Annotated in this window: 23 protein-coding genes; 22 read left to right on the top strand and 1 reads right to left on the bottom strand. The window is 63.3% G+C overall.

Annotation, left to right across the window (positions count from 1 at the left end; translation table 11 throughout):
* Positions 1–22 precede the first annotated feature (22 nt).
* The 14 genes from RQH62_RS04265 to RQH62_RS04200 are packed head-to-tail and all read left to right on the top strand — an operon-like array spanning position 23 to position 9,108.
* On the top strand, positions 23–445 hold the full coding sequence (locus tag RQH62_RS04265; protein ID WP_311267463.1) for a hypothetical protein: 423 nt from the start codon (positions 23–25) through the stop codon (positions 443–445).
* Positions 384–2,198, top strand: a complete 1,815-nt coding sequence (locus tag RQH62_RS04260; protein WP_311267462.1) for a terminase large subunit domain-containing protein — start codon at positions 384–386, stop codon at positions 2,196–2,198. The genes RQH62_RS04265 and RQH62_RS04260 overlap by 62 nt, the downstream gene beginning before the upstream one ends.
* Complete coding sequence (locus tag RQH62_RS04255) at positions 2,198–3,454, top strand: phage portal protein (protein ID WP_311267461.1); 1,257 nt, start codon at positions 2,198–2,200, stop codon at positions 3,452–3,454. The genes RQH62_RS04260 and RQH62_RS04255 overlap by 1 nt, the downstream gene beginning before the upstream one ends.
* Complete coding sequence (locus RQH62_RS04250) at positions 3,451–4,293, top strand: head maturation protease, ClpP-related (RefSeq protein WP_311267460.1); 843 nt, start codon at positions 3,451–3,453, stop codon at positions 4,291–4,293. Before RQH62_RS04255 ends, RQH62_RS04250 begins: the two co-directional genes overlap by 4 nt.
* Before the next feature lie 18 nt (positions 4,294–4,311).
* Positions 4,312–5,526: a phage major capsid protein gene (locus tag RQH62_RS04245; RefSeq protein ID WP_311267459.1), complete on the top strand. Its 1,215-nt coding sequence runs from the start codon at positions 4,312–4,314 to the stop codon at positions 5,524–5,526.
* Positions 5,527–5,575: 49 nt separating this feature from the next.
* Complete coding sequence (locus RQH62_RS04240; protein WP_311267458.1) at positions 5,576–5,788, top strand: hypothetical protein; 213 nt, start codon at positions 5,576–5,578, stop codon at positions 5,786–5,788.
* A 2-nt stretch (positions 5,789–5,790) separates the two neighbouring features.
* On the top strand, positions 5,791–6,153 hold the full coding sequence (locus RQH62_RS04235) for a hypothetical protein (protein ID WP_311267457.1): 363 nt from the start codon (positions 5,791–5,793) through the stop codon (positions 6,151–6,153).
* Between the two features lie 6 nt (positions 6,154–6,159).
* Positions 6,160–6,762, top strand: a complete 603-nt coding sequence (locus RQH62_RS04230) for a head-tail connector protein (RefSeq protein WP_311267456.1) — start codon at positions 6,160–6,162, stop codon at positions 6,760–6,762.
* Complete coding sequence (locus RQH62_RS04225) at positions 6,762–7,115, top strand: head-tail adaptor protein (protein ID WP_311267455.1); 354 nt, start codon at positions 6,762–6,764, stop codon at positions 7,113–7,115. Before RQH62_RS04230 ends, RQH62_RS04225 begins: the two co-directional genes overlap by 1 nt.
* Position 7,116: 1 nt before the next feature.
* On the top strand, positions 7,117–7,563 hold the full coding sequence (locus tag RQH62_RS04220) for an HK97 gp10 family phage protein (RefSeq protein WP_311267454.1): 447 nt from the start codon (positions 7,117–7,119) through the stop codon (positions 7,561–7,563).
* A gap of 1 nt (position 7,564) precedes the next feature.
* Complete coding sequence (locus tag RQH62_RS04215; RefSeq protein WP_311267453.1) at positions 7,565–7,987, top strand: DUF3168 domain-containing protein; 423 nt, start codon at positions 7,565–7,567, stop codon at positions 7,985–7,987.
* 2 nt (positions 7,988–7,989) lie between these two features.
* Positions 7,990–8,424 carry a phage tail tube protein gene (locus RQH62_RS04210; protein WP_311267452.1) on the top strand — a complete coding sequence of 145 codons (435 nt, stop codon included), beginning with the start codon at positions 7,990–7,992 and terminating at the stop codon, positions 8,422–8,424.
* 1 nt (position 8,425) lies between these two features.
* Positions 8,426–8,884, top strand: coding sequence for a hypothetical protein (locus tag RQH62_RS04205; RefSeq protein WP_311267451.1), 459 nt, complete (start codon positions 8,426–8,428; stop codon positions 8,882–8,884).
* Positions 8,885–8,919: 35 nt separating this feature from the next.
* Positions 8,920–9,108 (top strand): hypothetical protein, encoded by a 189-nt coding sequence (locus RQH62_RS04200; RefSeq protein ID WP_311267450.1) that lies wholly within the window; start codon positions 8,920–8,922, stop codon positions 9,106–9,108.
* On the opposite strand, the gene RQH62_RS04195 is transcribed toward RQH62_RS04200, so the two are convergent.
* The gene (locus tag RQH62_RS04195; RefSeq protein WP_311267449.1) at positions 9,074–9,574 is read right to left on the bottom strand and encodes a hypothetical protein; all 501 of its coding nucleotides are present in this window, start codon (positions 9,572–9,574) and stop codon (positions 9,074–9,076) included. The two genes, RQH62_RS04200 and RQH62_RS04195, sit on opposite strands and share 35 nt — an antisense overlap.
* A gap of 46 nt (positions 9,575–9,620) precedes the next feature.
* Here RQH62_RS04195 and RQH62_RS04190 point away from each other — a divergent pair, with 46 nt between their 5' ends.
* The 8 genes from RQH62_RS04190 to RQH62_RS04155 are packed head-to-tail and all read left to right on the top strand — an operon-like array spanning position 9,621 to position 22,966.
* A complete protein-coding gene (locus RQH62_RS04190; RefSeq protein ID WP_311267448.1) occupies positions 9,621–12,926 on the top strand; it encodes a phage tail tape measure protein in 3,306 nt (1,101 codons plus the stop codon).
* Complete coding sequence (locus RQH62_RS04185; RefSeq protein ID WP_311267447.1) at positions 12,923–13,531, top strand: hypothetical protein; 609 nt, start codon at positions 12,923–12,925, stop codon at positions 13,529–13,531. The genes RQH62_RS04190 and RQH62_RS04185 overlap by 4 nt, the downstream gene beginning before the upstream one ends.
* Positions 13,531–14,085, top strand: coding sequence for a hypothetical protein (locus RQH62_RS04180; protein WP_311267446.1), 555 nt, complete (start codon positions 13,531–13,533; stop codon positions 14,083–14,085). The genes RQH62_RS04185 and RQH62_RS04180 overlap by 1 nt, the downstream gene beginning before the upstream one ends.
* Positions 14,082–14,480, top strand: coding sequence for a DUF6950 family protein (locus tag RQH62_RS04175; protein ID WP_311267445.1), 399 nt, complete (start codon positions 14,082–14,084; stop codon positions 14,478–14,480). Before RQH62_RS04180 ends, RQH62_RS04175 begins: the two co-directional genes overlap by 4 nt.
* A complete protein-coding gene (locus RQH62_RS04170; RefSeq protein WP_311267444.1) occupies positions 14,480–17,263 on the top strand; it encodes a hypothetical protein in 2,784 nt (927 codons plus the stop codon). Before RQH62_RS04175 ends, RQH62_RS04170 begins: the two co-directional genes overlap by 1 nt.
* Before the next feature lie 13 nt (positions 17,264–17,276).
* The gene (locus RQH62_RS04165; RefSeq protein ID WP_311267443.1) at positions 17,277–17,849 is read left to right on the top strand and encodes a hypothetical protein; all 573 of its coding nucleotides are present in this window, start codon (positions 17,277–17,279) and stop codon (positions 17,847–17,849) included.
* Between the two features lie 22 nt (positions 17,850–17,871).
* Entirely contained in the window at positions 17,872–18,297 is a 426-nt protein-coding gene (locus tag RQH62_RS04160; protein ID WP_311267442.1) for a hypothetical protein, read from the top strand.
* 25 nt (positions 18,298–18,322) lie between these two features.
* Positions 18,323–22,966 carry a hypothetical protein gene (locus tag RQH62_RS04155; RefSeq protein WP_311267441.1) on the top strand — a complete coding sequence of 1,548 codons (4,644 nt, stop codon included), beginning with the start codon at positions 18,323–18,325 and terminating at the stop codon, positions 22,964–22,966.
* Positions 22,967–22,968 lie beyond the last annotated feature (2 nt).

The raw sequence follows: 22,968 nt of genomic DNA, 5'->3' as shown, positions 1-22,968 counted from the left end.
TTAAATTTCAGGAGGCCCGGCGATGAAGCGCGGACCCAAGCCCGAGACGCCCGGCGCCAAGCTGGCGCGCGGCACATTCCAACCAGTGCGCGACGGCGTCAAGACGGAGATCATCGTTCCCGGTGATCCCCCGATCCAGCCGGAATATCTGACCCCGGCAGCGATCGAGGTCTGGCAGGAAGTCATTGGCCGCGTGATGGCGGCTGGCGTGACGGAAGTCGATAGCGCCCTGCTCGCCCGGTACTGCTCGCTGGAGGCTGAGGTCCGCGTGGCTTTCAGTTCGGCCGGCGAACTGCCATCGGCGGCCTATCTGACCGTCCTTCGCCAGCATGAAGAGCTGCTGAGAATTGCCGGGCCGAAGAGCCGCGTCGGCGTCGGAGGTAATGCGAATGGCGCGAAGCCAGCAAATCGCTTCGCCCGCAACGGCGCAGGAAACCGGTCGTGACTTCGCCGCTATCGCGCTGGCCTATGCCAAGCGCGCGGCGGCGGACAAGAAGCAGGTCCATCATTGCAAATGGGTTCGCCTGGCAGGGCAGCGGCACCTAGACGATCTCAAGCGGTCGAAGCAAAAGGACTGGCCCTACAAGTTCGATCCTTGGTACGCGAACGACGTCTGCGATTTCATCGAGGGCCTGCCGCACGTCGAAGGGCGCTGGGAAACACCCACGCTCACGCTGGAGCCGGCGCAGATATTCATTCTGGCCATGGTCTTCGGCTGGCGGGAGAAGGCCACCGGCCTGCGCCGCTTCACTGACACCTATATCGAGATGGCGAGAAAGGGCGCCAAGTCGACACTGACCGCTGGCGTGGTGCTGTATTGCACCTGCTGCGAGGATGAGCCGGGGCCGCTGACACTGATCGGCGCCACCACCGGCGCCCAGGCGCAGAAGGTTTTCAACCCCGCCAAGCTGATGGTGCAGAAGACGCCGGACTTGCAGGAGGCCTTCGCGCTGAAAGCATGGGCGCGGGCGATCACCTGCGACATGAACGGCGGCACGATCCAGACCATCAACTCCAAGTCTGCGACCCAGGACGGCCACAACCCGCATCTGGCGGTGCTGGACGAGCTGCACGCACACAAGGATCGCGGCCTCTACGACGTCGTTCATTCCGCCGACGGTGCGCGCCGGAATCCGCTTTACTGGAAGATCACGACGGCCGGCTATATTCTGGACGGCGTCTGCTACGAGCAGCGGACGTTCACGACGAAGATGCTGGAGCGGTCGATCATTGCCGACCATGTGTTCGGCATCATCTTCACGCTCGACGGACCCAAGGATTTCACCCCCGAAAGGAAGGTCGGGGACGATCCCTATGATGAGAAGAATTGGCCCAAGGCCAATCCTCTCATGCCGATCACGCCCAGCCTTGCCTCCATGCGCCGCCTCGCCATCAAGGCGAAGGGCGCGCCGGGCGAGGAAGGCGAGTTCTTTACCAAGCGCCTCAACCGCTGGATGTCTGCGGCAACGGCATGGCTCAGCGTCCCGCAATGGCTGCTGTGCGGCGATGATACGCTTCGGCTTCGGGACTTCGCCGGGCTTGACTGTGACATCGGCGCCGACCTTGCGCACAAGAGTGACCTCACCTCTGTGGCGCTGTCCGCCATCACCGGCGACGATCAGATGCTGCTCAAGACGTGGTTCTTCCTGCCCGAGGCGGTGCTGAACCGCGAAGGCCAGAGCGACCGCAACAATGTGACGCTCTATCGCCAGTGGCATAAAGAGGGGAAGCTGATCCTGACGCCGGGCGATTGGGTGGATCAGGCCCGCGTCGAGCGGCTGATACGCCGCCTTAAATCGGTGCTTCGGGTCGGCAATACGGTTTTCGACCACTTCGCGGCGGCTGAAGAAATGGCCGTCCGGCTCAATGCGGATCTGGATGACGGCACCGGCTTCGCGTCGATCCTGCCGAAGAACGCCAAGAACGTGACCAACCCGGCGCGCAATCTGGAAAACCGCGTCATCGGCGGCCCGCATTTGCTCCGCCACGATAACAATCCGGTGATGACCTGGTGCGTCGGCAATGCGGTTGTCGATCGCCGCATAGACGGCTCGATCTTGCCGAAGAAGGAGACGCCAATGTCGATGAACAAGATCGATGGCGTCGATGCGACCGTGCATTCGCTGGCGCCCAAGATGCTGCCACCTGAAGAAGAGGGCAACCTTGGCGACTTCCTGGCCAACGCGGTGATGGCCTGATGGCGTGGTGGAATTTCTGGCGCGAGCGCCCTGTCGGCGCGATGCCCGCAGATGATGGATTCTGGGCTGCCTATAGCGGCGTCGACAATTATGCCGATGAAGTCGTTACCAGTCATGGCGCCATGCAGCTCTCCGCTTTCTGGGCCGCCACTCGTCTGATTTCCCAGACGATCGCAACTCTGCCGATCAACGTCTACCAGCGCGGCCCATCCGGCGATAAGCAGGCCGTGTCCGACCACCCTCTCTACGCTCTGCTCCACGACAGCCCGAACGCGGATCAAACGGCGGTAGAGTTCTGGGAGGGCCGCATCCTCGGCCTCTGCACCGGTGGGAATGGTTATGCTCAGAAGAAAACCGCCCCAAGCGGGCGGCTGATTTCTTTGGAGCGGATGCCCGCAGACACAGCCGTGTCGCGCGATGAATCGGGCGCGCTGAAATATCGCTTCTTCGATCGCGGGAAAGAAGAGACGCTGCCGGAGAAGGAGGTGTTTCATATCCGCGGCTTCGGCGATGGCGATCTGGGCATGTCGCCTGTCAGCTACGCGCGAAACACGCTGGGCATTTCCAAGGCCACCGAGCGGCAAACCGGACAGGTCTTTTCCAAGGGCATGAGAAGCAAAGGCTTCTTCGTGATGCCGGCGGGCCAAAAGCCTTTGACGCCCGAGCAGCGCGCCGATGCCAAGCGCACGCTGATCGACGCGAATTCCGGACGCAATGCCCCATGGGCGGGCATTCTGGAGGGCGGCGTCGATTTCAAAAACGTCACCATGTCGGCCCGTGACGCGGAACTGATCATGTCGCGGCGCTTCAACATCGAAGACGTATGCCGCTGGCTGGGCGTTCCGCCGATCCTCATCGGCCACGCCTCCGAAGGCCAGACCATGTGGGGCAGCGGCGTCGAGCAGATCATGCTGGGCTGGCTGACCTTGGGCCTGCGCCCTTATCTAACGCGCATCGAGCAGCGGATTAAAAAGGATCTGTTGACGCCCATCGACAAGAGCAAGGGCGTCTTCGTTGAATTTGCGGTCGAGGGCATTCTTCGTGCGGACAGCAAGACGCGCGCCGAACTGATGTCGAAGATGATGCAGAATGCAGGCCTTCGCCCGAACGAATGGCGGCGCAAGGAAAATCTGCCACCCGATCCTCATCCAATGGCCGACGAACTGTACATCAATTCGACCCTCATTCCCCTTTCCATGGCTGGGCAGCCCCGCGCGCTGCCGAAAGTTGCCCCGACCACCGAGGAAGACGCATGAGCCTCCGCACCCTCCCCGATATCCAGATCACGCCGCCCAAGGCAGAGGTAAGCTTCGACCTCGCTCCGCAGGCTGTCGCGTCTTGGAATAGTGCCGTGACGGCGGCAGAGGGCCGCGACGACGTCATCAGCATCCTTGACCCGATCGGCGAAAGCTATGACGGTCGCGGCGTCACGGCCAACCGGGTCAGCGCCGCCCTGCGCGCGATCGGCGCGAAGCCTGTCACCGTTCAGATGAACAGTCCCGGCGGCAATTTCTTCGAAGGCCTGGCGATCTACAACATGCTTCGCCAGCACCCGCATCAGGTAACCGTGCAGGTTATCGGCATCGCGGCGTCGGCCGCCGCTATCATTGCCATGGCCGGCGACCAGATCGAAATTGCCAAAGCGGGCCTGATGATGATCCATAACACGCAGTGGATCGCTGTCGGTGACCGCCATGCGATGAAAGAAGCGCATGACACCATGGCCATTTTCGATGAGGCCTGCGTCGACCTCTTTGTGGATCGTACCGCCGAGAGCGCCAAGGATGTCGCGGCCATGATGGACGCCACCACCTTCCTGTCCGGCAAGAAGGCGGTCGAACTGGGCTTTGCCGATCATTTCCTTGATGCCGACAAGGTGCCTACCGCCGTGCGCGCAGAATCGGAAATGTCCCCCATCTACAAGATCGAGGCCGCCATGGCGCGCGCGGGCGTTCCCCGCGCGGAGCGCCGCCGCCTCGTCAAAGACCTCACCGGCATGCCGAGCGCTGTCGATGATGCCGACACGCCGGGCGCTGTCGACCCTGCCATCGGGCTGAGCCTTGCTCTGGCCCATCTCAAGTTGAAGCGGCCATAGCGGCCAGGAGAAATTATCATGTCGGATAAGGACACGGCGACCCTCCTCAAGGAGGTGTCGGCAGAACTCGTGCGCGTTAGCGACGATTTCACGAAAAAGGCCGAAGCGGCCATGACGGAGGTGAAGAACGCCGGCAAGCTGGCGGACGAAACCAAGGCAACCGTCGATGAGATGGCGACCAAGCAGACCGAACTGGTCGGCGTTGTGGAAGCGCTCAAGGTGCAGCTGGGCGAGGTCGAGCAGCGCTCGGTGCGCCGTCCCGGTGGCGGTAGCGACCGCACCAAGAGCGTCGGCGCACAGCTGATTGCCGACGAAGCGAAGCTGAAGGGTTTCTCTGCATCGCTCCAAGGCGGCCAGCGCCTCAATATCGCGATCAGCGATATTCAGAACGCCCTGCTCAGTTCGGGCGTTGCCGAGGGCGTGGTCGAGCCTCAGCGCCTGCCCGGCATCGACGTGATGCCGAAACAGCGGCTGTTTATCCGCGACCTCATCGCGCCGGGCCGCACCGGGTCGCCGGCCATCTTCTGGGTGCAGCAGACCGGCTTCGTAAATAATGCGGCGGTCGTGCCGGAAGGCACGAAGAAGCCGGAATCGACCATCAGCTTCGCGACGAAGATCACGCCGGTCGCAACCATCGCCCACCTCTTCAAGGCATCCAAGCAGATCCTTGACGACTTCGCGCAGCTTCAGTCCACCGTCGACGCTGAAATGCGCTACGGCCTGAAATATGCCGAAGAGCAGGAAATCCTGTTCGGTGATGGCACCGGCGTCCATCTGGAGGGCATCGTGCCGCAGGCGCAGGCGTTCGATCCGGCCTTCACGGTCGAATTCCAGACGCCGATCGATGACCTCCGCCTGGCGATGCTTCAGTCGCAGCTGGCTCGCCTGCCCGCCGACGGCTTCGTCATGCACTTCATCGATTGGGCCAAGATCGAACTGACCAAGAATCAGGTCGGCGACTATGTGCTGGCCAATCCGCTGCGACTGGCCGGCCCGACCCTGTGGGGTCTGCCGATCGTGCCGACCGAAGTGCCGGAATTCCAGGGCGAGTTCCTGACCGGCCCGTTCAAGACGGGCGCGCAGCTGTTCGACCGCGAAGATGCCAACGTCGTGATCTCCACCGAGAATAACGACGACTTCGAAAAGAACATGATCACCGTCCGCTGCGAAGAGCGCGCCGCGCTCGCCGTGAAGCGGCCGGAGGGCTTCATCACCGGTCCGTTCAGCTCGTAACCGGTGCGCCGGCCCGGCTTCGGCCGGGCCGGCATCGATGGAGGCAATCATGAAAATCAAAGCACTCAGCACCTTTCGGGGTGACGAAGGCATGATCCGGCGCGGCAGCGAGGTCACCGTGTCGGATGTCTATGGACGCGACCTCATCAAACGTGGTCGCGCGGTAGAGGTGGCGGACGATGCTGACGAAGCATCGCCGAAGCCCGCACCCAAGCCGACCACCAAGCCGAAAGGCGCACAGCCGCCTCGCGAGGGAGAATAACAATGCGCCGCATCACTGTAGAAATCACCACCGCCGCCGATGGCAGCGCGACCGTGTTCAGCCCCCGCGTGTCGGGCGAAATCTGCTCGATCGTCTATGAGAAGGTCGACTTCGCCGATGGCGTCGACTTTGTCGTCACCGCTGATGCGACCAGCGAACAGATCTGGGCGGAGAATAACGTCAATGCTGCGACGTCGCGTTATCCCCGCGCGGCTACGCATACCACGGCCGGCGCTGCCGCTCTCTATGCCTCCGGCGGCGTAGCGGTGCTGGCGAAGCCGGCTATTGCCAATGACCGCCTCAAGGTGGTGGTCGCCCAGGGCGGCAACGCCAAGAGCGGCAAGCTGCACTTCCTGATCGACTGACCGGGCATGCGCGTCACCGTCATCATTCCTCCCGCGCCCATTGTGACGTGGGAGGAAGCTGACCAGCAATTGCACCTCGACGCCGGGGAAGAGCAGCGCCCGCATATCGAGCGACTGATCAAGGCGGCCACGCAACATATCGACGGTCCCGACGGCTGGCTGGGGCGGGCATTGGGACCGCAGACGCTGGAAGCCCGCATGTGCGGCTTCTGCGATATCATCCGCCTGCCCTATCGGCCGGTCATTGATATCGTGTCGGTCCACTATCTCGACGGTCAGGGACAGCCCCAGCTTGTCGCCGCAGATTCCTACGAACTGTTCGGCCATGATCTCGGCTCCGCCTGGGGCAAATCGTGGCCAACGCCGGGCGCCTATCGCGGCTATGCGGAGACGGTACGCATCCAGTACCGCGCCGGCTATCCCGCCGACCCGGAGGCTGAGCCGCTGGAGCCGGACGTCCCCGAACCGATCAAGCAGGCGATCCTGCTCATGGTGGGGGATATGTACCGCTTCACCGAAACGGCCAGCGACATGAACATTGCGCCGACGTCCATCCCCATGTCGACTACCGTTGAAAACCTACTGTCGCCTTTCCGGGTCTATGCCTGATGGGCCGCATGTCCGCAGGAGCGTTCGATCGCCGCATTTCCATCTGGGGCGCCGCTCCGATCGATGATGGCACCGCCACGGTGCAGGGGCCATTTGCGGAGATCGGCAAGCGCTGGGCGAAGAAGGCGGACGTCAGCGATGGCGAAAAGCTGAAAGCTGGCGAGAATGGCCAGCAGCTCACCACGCGCTGGACGGTCCGGTCCGACAGCCTCACCCGCACCATCATTGGCGGCTTCATCATCAAGCATCAGGGCGTCACCTATGCGGTGACTGGCACCAAGGAAGGGCGCGAGCGCGAAGACGTGATTGAGATCACGACCGCCGCCCGCCCCGATCGTCCTCGGGAGGCATGACATGTCGAAAACGCGGATCGAGGGCCTGAGCGCCATCAACAATGTCCTGCGCTCGCTGCCCCGCGCTACCGGCAAAGCGGCGCTGACCCGGTTCGGCAAGAAGCGGCTGGAGCCGATGCGAGACACGGCCAAGGCCGGCGCCCCGGTCGGCGAGGGCGAATTGCGCGACAGTATCGCTATATCGACCCGCCAGGGCACGCATGGCCAGCGCAAGAAGCGCTTCGCCGACAAGGCCGTGGTTGAAGTCTATATGGGGCCAGACCAAACGCAACACGGCCATGCCGTGGCCCGCGAGTTCGGCAGCATAAAAAATCCGCCCGATGGCTATATGCGCAAGGCGTGGGACGCGCATAATCAGGAATTGCTGACCGATCTCGCGGCCGATCTAGGCGCAGCGGTCGATGGCGCCGCCCGCCGCCACGCTCGTAAAACGGCCCGGCGCGGCTGACATGGAAGAAGCGCTGCGCGCCTATATCTTGGCGCTGACCGGCATGCCTGCCGCCGTCGGCACGCGGGTGGACTGGAACCTGTCGCCACAGGGGAGGCCATACCCGTCCGTCGTTCTCTGGGACATCAGCAGCATCGAGCAGATGAACCTTGCCGCCCCTAGCGGCTGGGTACGCGCGCGGGTGCAGGTGGACAGCTGGGGCACCACCTTCAAGCAGGCGCGCGACGTCTCGCACATCATCGCGCCGCCGGGGCGCAAAGCCGGGCTGAACGGCCTGCGCGCCACCTTCGGGGGCTATCGCTTTCGCATCTTCGTCATCGACCGTGACGCCAGCACGGACGAGGACAAGGCGGTTGGCAGTGGGGTTATCCACCGCGCCCGTCTCGATTTGGACGTCTGGCATTCCAAACTATCAGGAGCGTAAAGATGGCAGCCACCGCTGAAGCCACCGATATCGGTTATGGCACCCTGTTCAAAAAGAAGACCGGAGCGTCGACCTATGTCACGCTCGCGGAGGTCGTAGAATTTGAGCCGCCGGAAACCACCATCGATTCGGTCGAGTTCACGCATATGACCTCGCCCGAGCGCTGGCGCGAGTTCAAGCCGGGCCTGAAGGATGCCGGCGAAACCACGCTGACGTACAACCTCATCCCCGGCGTTGCTGACGATGATGTTGTGACGGACGCGATCGAGGAAGGTGGTCTGTCGGAATGGCAGATCGAATATCCCAACGGCGCAACGCTGGATATCAAGGGCTTCTTCACCAGCCACAGCCGGGCGACCCCGCTGGATGACAAGATGACCGGTGCCGCGACGTTCAAGATCAGCGGCAAGCCCGTCCTGACCCCGGCGGCCGGCTGATATGCTCGCGAACAAGCATAAGGGCGAGGTCGCCTTTCCCGACGTCGACGTTGTCGGCTTCGAGAAGGGCGGCATCCTCCTGTTCGACTTCAACGCGCTTGCGGCGGTCGAAACCACGCTGAAGGGCATGATCGAGGATATCGGCACCCGCGTCCTCGCATCCCCGTCTGCTATGATCACTGTCATGCAGGCCGCGCTGGAAGAGCATCACGGCGCTGTCGATGCGCGCACCGCCGGCAAGGTCATTCAGGCGATCGGACCGGCCAAGGCTAGCGAGTTGCTGGCAGAGGCCTATACTCTCAGCTTCCCGGAGGCGGTCGAGGGCGGCGCAGCGGACCCTCTGATGGGGGCGAGCGCAGCCCCTGGAGCATCGCCAAGTGCCGGCAAATCTGGCTCGAAATCGGGCAGCCGGAAGAAGCCTTCTGGCGGCAAACGCCGCGGCTCTTCGCCCAAGCCGTAGAGGCCGCATCCGCCCGCCGCCGTGCCGATACTGACATGGTCATCATGGGCGCGTGGCGGACGGCCTATTATCAGCGCATCAAGAAGCTCCCGGATCTCAGCAAGGAACTGTCGAAGTCCGGGCCGAAGCGCGCCACCAAGGCCCGCACCTGGCAGAAGCAGGCAGCGGCATGGGGCAACTTCCTTGATGCTAAGCGCAAGCGGAAACGACCTTCGGCGGAATAATCGGAGTTCGCCAAGATATTTCTTTTAAACCGTATCCAGACGGCGGGGCGTAGGTGAATTGTTTCGACTTAAAAACTCTCACCGCAATCTTGCGACCATCCTGTGCCCCGCCATTATCCCTAGCTCCCCACAGGTCGCTCAGATTCCAAGCCATCTCGACTTTGACGGGATCTGCGCCATCGAACTGGAAATGCCCATACGTTCCGGCCAGCGGCGTAGGCTTTGACGGCTCCAGAACCGATCGCAGCTGAAAATCTTTCGCCTTTCCGCCCTCGCAGACCAGTATCAAAGTCGGCCTAGTATTTCCTATGACTGCATCTGCCTCGATGCTGAAAAATAGAGAGCCACCCTCTTCGGTGATCTCGCTCTTGGGCCCCGCTTGCTCAGGTTCCGGCTTTTGATCGCTGCGCTCGGTTGAGCAGGCGGCCAAGGCGATGGCCAGCCCGAGACATCCGCAAATTTTCATATTCTGCCTCCTTTTGGTGTGGCGGATCATACGTAGAGGGTCAGGCATGGCTAGTAGCGTAATCGGCCAGCTCAGGGTTATTCTGGGCCTGGACACTGCTGCCTTCGACAAAGGCCTGTCCGACGCCGAGCGCGAAATGTCGCGTTCCACTCGCAAACTGGAGAAAATGGGCCAGCGCGTCGAGAATATCGGCAAGTCCATCAGTGTCGGCGTCACGCTCCCGATCTTGGCAGTGGGCGGGGCAGCTCTCGGCATGGCCGCGAAGTTTGAAAGCGCCATGAACCGGGTGGAAGCTGCTACCGGCGCGACTGGCCGGCAGTTGGAAGCGATGAAGCAGCAAGCCATCGCTTTCGGCAAAGACAAAAATTTCACCGCGACGGCGGCAGAGAGCGCCGATGTCATGGAAATGCTGGCCAAGAACGGCCTCAACGTTCAGCAGATCCTTGGCGGCGCAACCGAGGCCACCTTGAAGTTCGCTGCTGCCAATGGCGCTGAGTTCGCGCCGTCGGCCGACGCCGTGACAGATATTCTCCAGCAGTTCGGGCGAGATGTGTCCGAACTGCCCGGCATTGTCGACAAGATGACCGGCGCGATGCTGGTCAGCAAAATGGGCTTTGACGATTATCGCCTGGCAATCGGTCAGGCGGGCGGCGTCGCTGGTGGCACCGGGCAGTCCTTTGAGGATATGAACGTCGTGCTGGCCGCTACGTCATCGCTGTTCGCCTCCGGTTCAGATGCTGGCACCAGCTACAAGACATTTTTGACGACACTACCGGGCAAGTCGAAAGAGGCAGCCGCAGCGATCGATCAGTATGGCCTGTCGTTCTACGACGCGCAGGGCAACCTGAAGTCGATGGGCGAGATTGCCCAAAGCCTGCAAGATAAGCTGGGCGGCCTAAATGACCAGGCCAAGAGCAAGGTTCTGACCACGATCTTTGGCACTGACGCCATGCGCACCGCGATCGGGCTGATGAACCAAGGGGCCGATGGCCTAGCGCGCATCAGGGCAGAGATCGACAAGGCTTCAGCGCAGACGCAGATGGAGGCCCGCATGAAGGGCTGGGCCGGCGCGATGACGCAGGTCAAAAAGGCTTTTGAAGCAGCGGCCATATCGCTTGGCGACAGTGGCATCCTAAGCGCCATTACCAAGGTTCTCACCGTTGTGGCGGCCACGATTGGTGCATTTGCCGACCTTCCCCAGCCGATCCAACTTGCGATCGGCACGATGCTCGGATTGACGGCTGCCGTCGGCCCTCTTCTGATCGTTGGCGGCAAGATGATCGCTATGTGGGCGGGCATCACGACAATGCTGGTCGGGCGCTTCGTTCCGGCCGCTGCGGCCACTGCTATCGCGACAGCATCCACCGGCACCGCCGCCGCTGGCGCTGCCGTCGGATTCACGGCCCTTCGCGCTGCAATGACGTTTCTGATGCCATGGGCGGCGGTGATCGGCGGCATTGCACTAGCCATCTACGGAATGAGCAAAGCCAGCGCGCAAGCAGCTGCCAGTGCCAAGGATATGGCGAACGAGCAAAGTGCCGCGAACAAATTTCAGGCGGAATATCAGGCTATAATGTCGCGTGACAATTCACGTGAAATCGCCGCCGGCATTGGATCTATGGCAGATCAGCATCGACGCGCGGCCGATGAGGCTTTCCGCCACGCTCAAGCTGAACTGGCCATCCGAAAAGCGGCAATTATCCAGACCGGACGCGATGCTCGCGCAGGATATCGCACTGAAACGCGGACGCGATATGAGGTTGTCCCCGGTTCGCGCGAGCGCCGCGCCGTCCAGTATGAGGAGCGCGTTCCTCTCTCCACTCGTCGCGGCGGGCGCGGCGGTGACAATTCTGGCCGGTCCGAGCAAGACAGGGCGATGGACGCAGCGCGTCAGGAATGGCGCGGCGTCTGGCAGCAAGAACAAGATCTGATCGCGGCTCACAAGTCTGTGCTGGCATCGCCCGCAGCGAAACCATCCGGCAGCGCTCCTGTGTCAACACCGAGCGATAGCAGCGGCGGGAGCGGCGGCAAAGGCGGCGGTGGCAAGTCCGGCCCCACGAAGGAGGAGCTTGCCGCACGCCGGGAAGAGTTGCGCCTTCAGGCCGAACTGAACGCTGCGCAGATGCGCGGCGACACTGGCACCGTGCAGCGCCTTCAGGATCAGTTGGACCTCAAGCAGCAGATCAAGTCCTATGAGGACGCGGGCCTGACCGCCGTCGAAGCGAAGAAGGCCGCCGAGGCCGACCTTGCGGCGGTCGCATCTGCCCGGCGGGTCGCCGCCCAGCGCGAACTGACCGACCAGAAACTGAGCGTCGATCTCGACATGGCGCGTCTGGCCGGTGATGACGAACTGGCGCTGAAGCTGGAACGCCAGCAAGAGTTGAAGGATCGCATCCTGTTCTTTGAGCAGCAGCTGGTCGACGTCACTGACCAAAAGCTGCGGCTGGAGCAGGCCACGACGATGGCGATGGAGCAGCAGGCGAAGGTCGATGCCGCCCGCGCTGCCGGCCGGGCGAAGTGGCTTGCCCAGGACGAAGCCCAGCGCCAGATCGATCTCATGAAATCTCGCGGCGATAGTGAGGTTGCTATCCGCCAGGCACAGCGCCGCTTCGATATCGAGCGTCGTATCGAGCAACTGAAGGCGCAGGACCTGACCGAGGGTGTCGCGCGCGGCCAGGCTGAAAATGAAGACGCCGAAATGGAACTTGCCCGTCAACAGGGTGAATGGCGCGACGTCTTCAACGGAGGGCTCCGGGCAGCGCTTGACGGCGACCTGAAGGGCTTCGCCAAGAACTGGTGGAAGGATCAGGTTGCGCGCGGGATGCAGGAGGGCCTGAACAGCATCAGCGACTTCCTGTTTTCGCTGTTCCGCAATGCTTTCGGACAAGGGGCCAGCGCCCTCAATTCAGGTAGCGGCGGCGGCCTGTTAGGATCGATCATCGGGGGCATTGGCGCCGTGTTCGGCGGAAGCTCTGGCCTCGGCGGTGTCAGTGCGTCCTCACAGTCCTATCTTGACGGATTGTCGTCCACGCTCGGCACCGGCAACCTCATGGGTTTCAAAAATGGGACGCCCGGCTGGCTCACGACGCCACCGGGCATGTCTGGCGTCGATCGCAATGTCGTCTCCTTTCGCATGTCCTCGAATGAGGAATTCGCGGTTCGCCGCAAGGGCGAAGTGGGCGGGCCGGTGGGCGGCGGCATCGCGCATATCGTCCCCTCCCCCTATTTCGACGTCGTCGTTGATGGCCGGGCGGCCGGCGTCGCCGCGCCCATGGCAATGCGCGCTGCCGGCGCGGGTTCGCAGGGCGCCCAAGTTGCGCTGGCCCGAAAAGGTAGCAGGGCCATTCCATGATCGACCTCCCCGACTGGCCGGCACCCAACGGAGCGTCGCCAAAAGTGCAAGATTTCGGCGGGTTTCTTGACCCGGCGACGGGCGGCGAGGTCCAGCGCCTCAATCGCCTAGGCAACCGCTATTCGGTGACGATCTCTCTGCCACGCCTCGAAAATCAGAAGGAAGGCAGGATCTGGGTCAACCGGCTGGTGAAGGGTCAGAAGGAAGGTGTGCGCATCGAATACCCTCTGCTCGACTTCGATCCGGGCGCGCCGAACCGTTCCGATGGATCGCCGATCGTGGTCGATGGCGCCGGGCAAGCGGGCATCAACCTGGCTGTCATGAACTGCGTCCCGAATTACGCCTTTCTGGAAGGGCAGCCCGTCAGCCTGGAGATCGACGGCCAACATTTCTTCGACTTCATCGCCGCGCCGGCGATCGTCGCATCGAATGGCAAGGTCACGCTGACCTTGACCCAGATGCTGCGGAAGCCTCCGACGACAGGGTCTGTCCTGCATGTGTCTCGGCCCATGATCGAGGGGTTCGTGCGCGGCAACGAAGTGTCGTGGGAGCTGGCGCTTGATCGGACCATCGGCCTGTCTTTTGAGATTTGGGAGCGGCGCTGATGGCCTTCACCGGCGGCGTCATCAACCTTGTCGCGCTGATGAAGATCGAGACGCCGGGCCGTACGGTCATGATGTGCGATGCTGGGTTCGTCTATTGGGGCGCCGACCTTTACGACTGCATCGACCCGATGTTTGGTACGATCAGCGCGGCGGAGAGCTTCGAAGAGAAGACAGGAGATGAAGCGCCAGGCGGTAAGGTGACCTTCCTGCCTCCCAGTTCAGCCGCTGGCATCGCCCTCAACGACCCGGCGCTTCAGGGCAGTCGGATGCGCTTCTGGCTTGGCGAATATGACACCGCCACCGGCCGGATCGTCGGTACGCCCGAGCAGACCGCCGACCTTGCCATCGACACCTCTACAATTAGGGCCGGTCGGGGCAGCCGCGCGGTCGACATCGAGTTTGAGAGCGCAGCGAAGCGGCTGTTCATGGTCATGCGGGGCAATGCGCTGAACGACCGCTTCCAGCAGGCCTGTTATCCGGGGGAATTGGGCATGGCAAATGCAACGGGCATGCCGCGATCGACCGCCTGGGGAGCGGCGACGCCTAACACATGATCGACCTTGAAGCGCGTCGCGTTGCGACGGAAGCTACGCTAGCGAAGTATCGCCAGCGACCGCTGGACTTCGCCACGGCGGACTGCGCGCGGATGGTTCGCTATCATCTGCTGCAACTTGGCCACAAGCCGCCCAAGATGCCGAGCTACCGGTCTGCTACCGGCGCGCGGCGCGCCTATGTGTCCGTCGGTGGGCTGGCCGCCGCCTTCGACGCCATCCTGCCGCGCATCCCGCATGCGCGGATGCTGCTCGGCGATATTGCCGTGCTCGATGGCGATGGCGGTATGGACGCGGCGGTCATCTGCGTCGGGCACAAGGTTTTCGGTTGGCATGAAGACAGCGATGTGCCCGTCAACCTCGTCCCGCTCCAGATCAAGGCGGCTTGGAGGGTCTGATGTCGAAGACGCTCCGTACCGTTGCAATGGTTGCCGGCGTGGTGGCTTTGGCCACTACAGGCTTCGGTGCCGTTGGCGGCGCCCAGCTCATACTCGGCAACACTGTTCAAGCGGCATCCCTCGCCGCAACGGTAAGTTCGGTGGCGACAGTGGCGACGGCGGTGGCGACGGCGGCATCCCTCGGCGCGCAGCTGACCGCGAAAAAGCCGGGAATGCTGGGATCGGTCAATCAGGTGCAGATCGGCGCCAATAACCCGATCCCGTACGGCATGGGCCGCTGCTATTATGCCGGCAGCCAGTTGCACGACGTGGGTTATGGCGGAAAGGTCGGAAAGACCAAGAACCCCTACATGACGAAGGTTTTCGTCTGGAGCGGCGGCGGCCCGATCGACGGCATTGAATCACTGCTGATGGACTGGCAGGCAGTCAGCTTCTCGGGCACATCCGCACTTGGCTACTATTCTTCGTGGCTTCACGCCCATCACCAGCTTGGCGCAAGACCGGAGCCAGCGGCCCTGAGCGGGCCGTGGGGCGCAATCCCCGACTGGAGCGCAGCACACAAGCTGTCCGGCATGGCGGCCAGCTTGCTCAGCTTTCGGTTCGACCGGAACAACAAGGTCTGGGCGAACGGCATCCCGGCCTTTGGCATCGTCGCTCGCTTCGCCCGCGTCTATGATCCGCGGGAAGATGACAGCTTCCCCGGCGGCGAAGGCGATCATCGGTTTGCGGACGAAGACACGTTCACCTTCGATCGCAATGTCGCGCTCAACGCCATCACCTATGCGCGCGGGCGATATGCGATCGATCCGGAAACGGGCGAGCAAACGATCCGGGTAAACGGCTGCGGCTTCCCGTTCGACAGCTTCGACTGGCCGCAATGGGTGGCATTCGCCAATGTCTGTGAGGCGAACGGCTGGAATTGTGACGGGCATGTCTTCGACGGTCCTGGCATCAGCCTGTGGGACAATCTGAAGCGTATCTGCGCGGCGGGCGCCGGGGTGCCCGTCATTTCAAGCGGACTGCTCTCGGTGCGCTTCCAATCGCCCAAAGTCGCGCTGGACACGGTGACAATAGACGACTTCGCCGACGGCGAGCGCGTCATACCCGGCACGCGGACCTATAAGGATCGCATCAATACGATCATCCCGAAATACCGGTCGGAAGCGAACAAGTGGGAGTATGTCCAGTCCAAGGCCGTCGCTTTCGAAAGCTACATCGCGCTCGATGGGGAGCCCAAGGAAGAGGAGTTGTCGTTCGAGTTGGTCACGGACAAGGATCAGGCGGCGCAGCTCGCAGCCTATGATCTGTTCGGTCGCCGCGAACTGTCCGGCATCAGCATCCCCTGCAAGCCGCGCCTGTGGCGCTACCGGCTGGGCGAGGCGCTCAATGTCGTTGATGCAGAAAGCGGCCTCAATCACCTCTGCGTGATCGCCGCCGCAGACAAGGAGATCGCGAGCGCGACCGTGACGCTGACCTTCGAAACGGAAACGAATGCCAAGCATCCAATCGCCCTCGCGATGACCGGCACCGCGCCGCCACCGCCGACCCTCGTTCCGCCCGGTGAGGCTGATGGCGACAGCTGGGAGAATGGCGGCAACACCGTCGATCCTGCTACCGACCTGACCGTCACAAGCTCTAGTACCGGCGCGGCGGTCGCCTGGCGCAACCCGATCAGCGCCAATTTCGACTATGTCCGCGTCTATCGCGGAATCACTAACGTCTTCAGCGCCGCAACGGCGATCACCGGCCCGATCGTTGGCGGCTTGGGCCAAGTGCAGCAGATCACCGACACCGTCGGTGCCGGTACCTATTATTGGTGGGTCGTTGCCTTCAACAGCGATGACGAAGCATCCGATCCGACCGACCCTGCTTCGGCCGACGTCGGGGCGTTCGACTTCACAGGCACCGCTCTGCCATCCGGCGCGACCATAGCGCGCTCCGGCCCCGGTCTGCGCACCAATATAGCGGGCACCCTTGTCAGCGAAGCTGCCGACGTCGCGCGGTTCGACTATCATCCGATCACGCACGCACTGCTTGGCCTGCTCTACGAGCCATCAACCGCTAATGAAGTCGTCAACAGCGGTACCGGTGGCGCTGCGCTTGGTGTGATCGGCTCTGGCGGCGCACTGCCGACGGGATGGACAATGCCGGAGGGCGGTGCAGGCCTGACCCGCGAGATAGTTGGCTTCAGCACTGTCAACGGCGTCGATATCATTGACATTCGTTTCTACGGCACCGCGTCGGCAACCACCGTCCTCACACTGCGCCCCGACAATGCTGGCGCGGCGGCCAGCATCGGCCAAACTTGGACCAATAGCGCCTTTCTCGCCCTAATCGCTGGGTCGCTCGCCAACGTGGCTAATCTGCAAATGCGCGCGGGTTCCGAAGGCGGCGGCACATTATTGTCGGGCCTGACTGCGACGCTTGCCCGCTATACCAATACCCGAACGCTGACAGCGACGTCGGCGAGGCACGTCATCCGCTACAACTGGAGCACAGCCGGCGCAGCGATCGACTTCACCCTGCGCATAGGCCTGCCCCAGCGTGAGCTGGGCAGCAAGGCAACCTCCCCGATCAAGACGAGCGGTGCGGTGGCAACCCGCGCTGCCGACGCGCTGACGCTGAACTGGGGCGCGCGGGGCGTCGCGGATGGCGCGATCACAATGCGCGTCACCTTCGACGACGGCTCGACGCAGGATGTGGCCGGCACCGTGGCGAGCGGGACCACCGTCCTGACCACCAGCCTCAACCGGCCGCACGTTCGCCGGGTCATCAAGCTCTAAGCGAGGTCGGCCGATGACTGTCAAAATGAACGTCGTCGGTGGGGCGATGAAGGATGGCGATAGCCTGATGCCCTATGTCGCGGACAAGGGCGATCCGGGCACGCCAGGCACGCCCGGCTCGGCATCGACCGTCCCCGGCCCGGAAGGCAATGACGGCTGGACGCCCGTCCTTGCCGGTGAACTGGATGGTGTCCGGACGCTCATCAAGGTGGTCGACTGGACCGGCGGCGAAGGCACGAAGCCCGCCACCGGCATGTATCTGGGCACGGACGGCTATGTCGCGACCAAGGCGGCGGCCTTCAATTTCAACGCCGCCAAGCGTTTCGGCATCTTCAATGCCATCACCAATGCCCAGGGCATCGCGGTCGTTTCATTCGGGACGATGTTCGACGCCGCCAGCGCGGCACCCTCGATCGGCTTCTGGGCGATCCCGGCCACAGCCGTCGGCGGGGTGAAGGCGACGCAGGTCGCCGCAACGCTCGCGAAGACCGGCGTCCAGATCAAGGTTGAGGCGCCGAATATCCTGACTGCCGTGCTGACCGTGCTTGTCGGCGCCACCGTCACCGTGATCGCCATCGAGCAATAGCCCTCCACATATCGGAGCACCCATGACCGAACGCCTGGACCTGACGGCGTCACGCAACGAGACGTGGCGACCGACCATTGACCTGCCCTATTCCGGCGCGGCGCTGCCTCTGGCCGGCGCGACGATCAGCCTTCAGTGGCGGCTGTACGAGGGCGCGACGGGCGCACCCCTACTCGATTGCGGCTCCGTACCCTTCACCGATCAACTGGAAAGCGACGAGGATATCGCATCCGGCGTCGCCAAGCCCGGCGACCGCGTCCTACGACTGTCTCCTGTCGCGAGCAAGGCGGCTATCAACGCGCTCCCCAGCGGCCTCAATCAGCCCGAGCCGGGCGAGGCGGACCGCTACGTCTGGGACGCGATCATCACCTATGCCGACGGCGCGATCGACCGCCCCGTCGCCGGATTTGTCTATCTCGGTAAAGGGACCACGGTAAATGGCGGATAATTTTCGCGCGCCACGTCAGCGGGGCATGCGCGGCCCCGGCTTGACGGACGATCAGCTGGAACTGGTGGAAGAGGCAGTCGCCATTGGCGGAGCCCTGCCCAACATCACCGCCACCTCCGGCGAGAAGCTGCTGGAAACCTCCGTCTTCACTGCGACGAACGGCGGAGCAACGCCAATCATCGTCGGCGGCCGGACCGTCGGTTTCACCATCCCCATCGGGCAGAACGGGGCAGGCTCCAATGTAGTGCCGCGCATTCCCTTCACTTATGAGGAAGCCCAGCGCCTCGCGGGTTCGACCATCCGGATCCGTGTCTTGATGGAGGCGACGGCCGGCTATCTGGCCGCCACCCCATTCGGCGGCAACGCGGTCCGCGTCGATCGGCAAAATGGCGCTATCGATCAGAATGAGGGCATCGCGCTGCCGGCTGCACAGAACGGTACCCGTCTGACCCGCGACTATACCTATGTCATGGTCGGCAATGAGCGGATGGTCGGTCCGACCATCCAGATCGGCCCAAACGCCTCGACCACGGCAATCCGCTCGTTCGAGGTCAAGTCGGTCATCTGGGATGTGATCGCAACGCCCACGTCGGCCGGCGCGACCGGCGCCGACGCGGCGCTGGACACGCGCCTTGCTGCCCTCGCCCCTGCCGCCGATATCTTCGGCAAGGTGCAGCCGATCTTCCAACTCTTCGGCGGGGCATCTGCGGCCAACGACAATTCTGGACGCGTCACCGGCATCACCATACCGGCCGGCCAAAGCGGGCAGGACACCATCTTGCAGTGGCGCCTGCCGATGACGGGCAAGCTACGCCAGATGCTGCCCGGCCGCCAGGCGCGCATCATCATGGGTTTCGATGCGCCAGTCTCCTGGGCGCGCACGCACACGATCAACATGCAGGTGCGCGACGTCAATCTTGGCGTGGCGGCAGTCGTCGCGTCCGACGTCGTCGACCGCCAGACAAGTCCCGGCCGCTGGATCGTCTCCTTCACCTTCCTTGTGCCGACCGGCATCGTGCTCGATGACCTGCGGCCGTACATCAGGCTGACCGATGCAGCGAACGCCGGCACTGCCGAGACGATCAAGCTCACCGACATGGTGATGGACTATTTCCGCAATAGTTCCGATGTAATGCAGGAGGCAGCCAGCACCGCCTTGCTCGGAGATGAGATAACGCGCGGCACGTCCGTCGATCAGGCGGTGGGCACGGTGTTTGCTACCGGGAAGCGACTTGGCGCTATCCTCGATGCGGCCAGCTATGCCAGCATCGCCCTCGCCCTTCAGACTGCCACGGCCCTCGGCAGTCCGGGCGCAATGGCGCAGGTCAATGTCGGCGAAGGCGTGTTCGCCGAGCGCAGCCTTGGCTTGCTTGGCTCCGGCACGGACGGCGAAAACATCATCCTGCGCGGTGCCGGCAAGGGCCGCACGACCATCGACGCCCGACTGCCGGCAACCACGCCGATCGCTACCATTCAGGCGACCAGCGGCTTCGATTTCAACCGCACGCAGGAGGTCAGCGACGTCACGCTCTGGGTCGGCAACATGCGCTACGGCGCGCATATCGACTCGGTCAACTTCGCGCCGGACAGCCGGAATATCTGGCGCAACGTCGATATCGTCCACTTCGGCAACGACGCGGCTGATGCCTATTGGGGCCAGTCCGTCTGGGCGTCTCAGCACGCATGGGCTCTCGGGACGACGTCGGGTTCCTATTTCGGCTTTGACAATTGCGGGGGCCGCGCGCCGCGCGCTGCTTTCTCCGCACATGATCAGATCGGCTTCACGTCGCCATCCATCGTGGAATGGATCGGCGGCTCGCTGACGGCGACCAACGTCGCGGGCTGGTGCTTCCGGCTGGAGTCGATCGGCTCCATGATCATGAACCGGGCACTGCTGAGCAACACCACCCTTTCCGGCGACATCACCATGGCGGTGCAGCCGTGGCTCCCGACCGCGCTCGATCAGCAGCCCGCCGATCATCGCTGCTGGGAGCTTGTCGGCTATGGCAACAGCCCTGCGGTCTTCCGGATCGAGGATTTCGGGCGCGCGCTGCGGATTACGTCCGCCACCTCCGGCGCGACCTCCAAGGTCGTTCTGAGCGGTACGGCAGCGCCGATCCTGTGCGGGAAGACCGGCACGGCCGGCGTCATTCGCGTCGATGGTGATATCGGCATGGCCGGCTATTCCTATGGCTGGGGCGATATCAGTTCCGACATCACCAGCGGCCGACCGGGCGCCATCACGAAGCTAGGCGCGCGGCTGGGCAACCGGACCGGTGCGCCGATCACGCTGACGGTGCAGGTCGATGGCTTCGCGGCGGTCGATATCGTGTTCAACGCCAACTATACGGCGATGACCAACGCGGACATCCTCGCGATCATCAACACGGCGTTGACCGGCAAGGCTGTCGCCTCCGAATATAATGTCGGTGCGCGGTATCGCCCGTTCATCGCCGATGAAGAGGCGAGCCTGCTTAACAGCGGCGGCACCATGATCTTCATGGGCATGGCGCTGGCCTTCACGGATGACAGCCATCGCGCCGTCCGGCCGATGCTGAACAGCGACCGCTTTTCAACCTTCGCTGGCATCGCATGGGAGGACATCCGGCCCGGCGCTTTCGGCCGCGTCAAGACGGCCGGGTGGATCGACCGCAGCGATGTGCTTCGCGCAGACGGCGGCGTGATCGACGTCGGCGAGCGCTTCACGATCGACGCCGCGAAGCCTGGATATGTGCGCTCTGGCGAGATGAATGGCGTTGGCCTGCTGGAGTGCGTCCGCAACATTTCCGGTCAGGATCTGACCACGCTCGCGATCGCGCGGGGCGTCGACGCGCTCGACCTTCCGCCGACTGTTCAGGGCACGCGGGTGCCCCTGACCTATGGCATGGAGCCAGCGCAAATCGACGCGAATGGCTTGTCCTCGCTGATCATGACGCCGGACGGCCTGGACGGTCACTTTGCACGGCCCGGCAGCCAGCGCGCACCGCTCAGCGGCGGGCGGTCGGCCGTCGTTGTGGATCAGGACGGCGCCTTCCCGATCGGCCGGGATGAACAGGGCCGGTTGATGCTGGGCGCGCTGGCGGTAGAGCCTTCGGTGCGCGTGCCATACACCAACGGGTATCGGCCAAACCTTCTGGTCGATGATGGCTTGATGCTCACCGGCGAATATGACGGGGTTCCCTACACTACCGGGATTGTTGGCCAGTCCATCGCGGACCCAGCCGGCGAAACCGCGCTCGGCCGCAAGCAGGTGGCGGTTTTTGATATCGGCGGGACGCTCGTGCCGGCGCGGCAGGTGGTCACCCTCTCCCAACAGGGCGACCTTGCCGCGCTCGATGTCGTATCGCCGGGCATGGTGCGGGTTAAGGGGCTGGACGCCCTCTATCCGATCGGCGTGGTGACGTGGCGCCGGCTGATGTCCACGACGTCCCTGACGCCGCTGTTCCTCGACATCATCGGCAAGCTGGGTCAGTCGAACGCAGGCGGCTTTGACGGCGATGCGCTGGGCGGCTCCACCAATCCGAAGTTCACCCTTCAGGCGCCGCTGCCCGGTCGGTGCCTGACCTTCAACGGTGGCCCCCATCCGCACCAGTCGGCGGGCGGGTCAGGAGACGCCGCCACGCCGATCACGCCTGATCGCTACACCAGCTTCATCGACATGGTAGTAGGCGAGCGTGAAGGGCAAGGGCTGGGTGCAGCCGAGGCCTATGCGCTGGACATGGGCAACGTGTCCAAGGTGCTGCTCATCAACCAGTCCTTCTCCGGCACCAGCTTTACCAACCTCGTCGGCTCGTCGGTCGGCAGCGATGCGCAGCCTTGGGCGGATTTCCGCACGATGATCTCCGCCGCCGCTAGCCTCGCAACCGCGCTCGGCCTTACGCCGCGCCTTCGGGGGATCATCTGGAACCAGGGCGAGAATAATGACGGCGATACCGTCGCCCAATATCAGGCACGGCTCGACATCCTACGCGCCAAAACGGATGCGCTGAAGGCGCTGACAGGCCAGTCGGATGCGATCCCAATCGTCCTTTGCCAGCCGGCTTCGACCAAAGATTTGAATAGTGGCCTGCCACTGCCAGCCGCGCTGGCCATGAGCAATTGGGCGGCCATCAAATCCAACTTCGCTGTTGCGATGCCGCTCTATTGGGGCACCACAAACGACGTTCCGACCGTGCACCATCTGGCGCAGTCGCATCGCTATTTCGATGAGCTGGCTGGCCACATCATTTGGGAAATGGTGACCTATGGCCGGTTCCGCTGGCCCTATGTCATTTCAGCCAGGCGCGTCGGCCGCGAAGTCACGGCGATCCTGTCCGAACCATGGATGATCGACACCGATGGCGTGGTCGATCCCGGCAATTATGGTGTCAGTTATCGGGACAGCACCGCTTCTCGCAGCGTGTCCGGCGTCCGCGTCGATGGCAACGTTCTGACCTTCCTCGTCTCGACCGCTGTGACGGGCGTCGGCGAAGTCATGTCGGTCGGTTGCATCGGTGCCAAGGTCTACAGCGACGTCGTTACCAGCACCCCCAACCGCAACGGTATGGGTCGCCAGTATGGCCTGCGCGCCTGCTTCCGATCGCTGCGCTTCTTCGGGTCGCACACTACCGGCCGGCCGCTGATGCTCTGGGCACAGCAGCAGGAAATCCCCGTCACCGTTTCCGCCTGAGA

This window comes from Sphingobium sp. WCS2017Hpa-17, from assembly GCF_031843765.1.
GTDB lineage: Bacteria > Pseudomonadota > Alphaproteobacteria > Sphingomonadales > Sphingomonadaceae > Sphingobium.
Note: the sequence above shows the minus strand (reverse complement) of the source record. Positions and strands in the feature narration are given on the sequence as shown.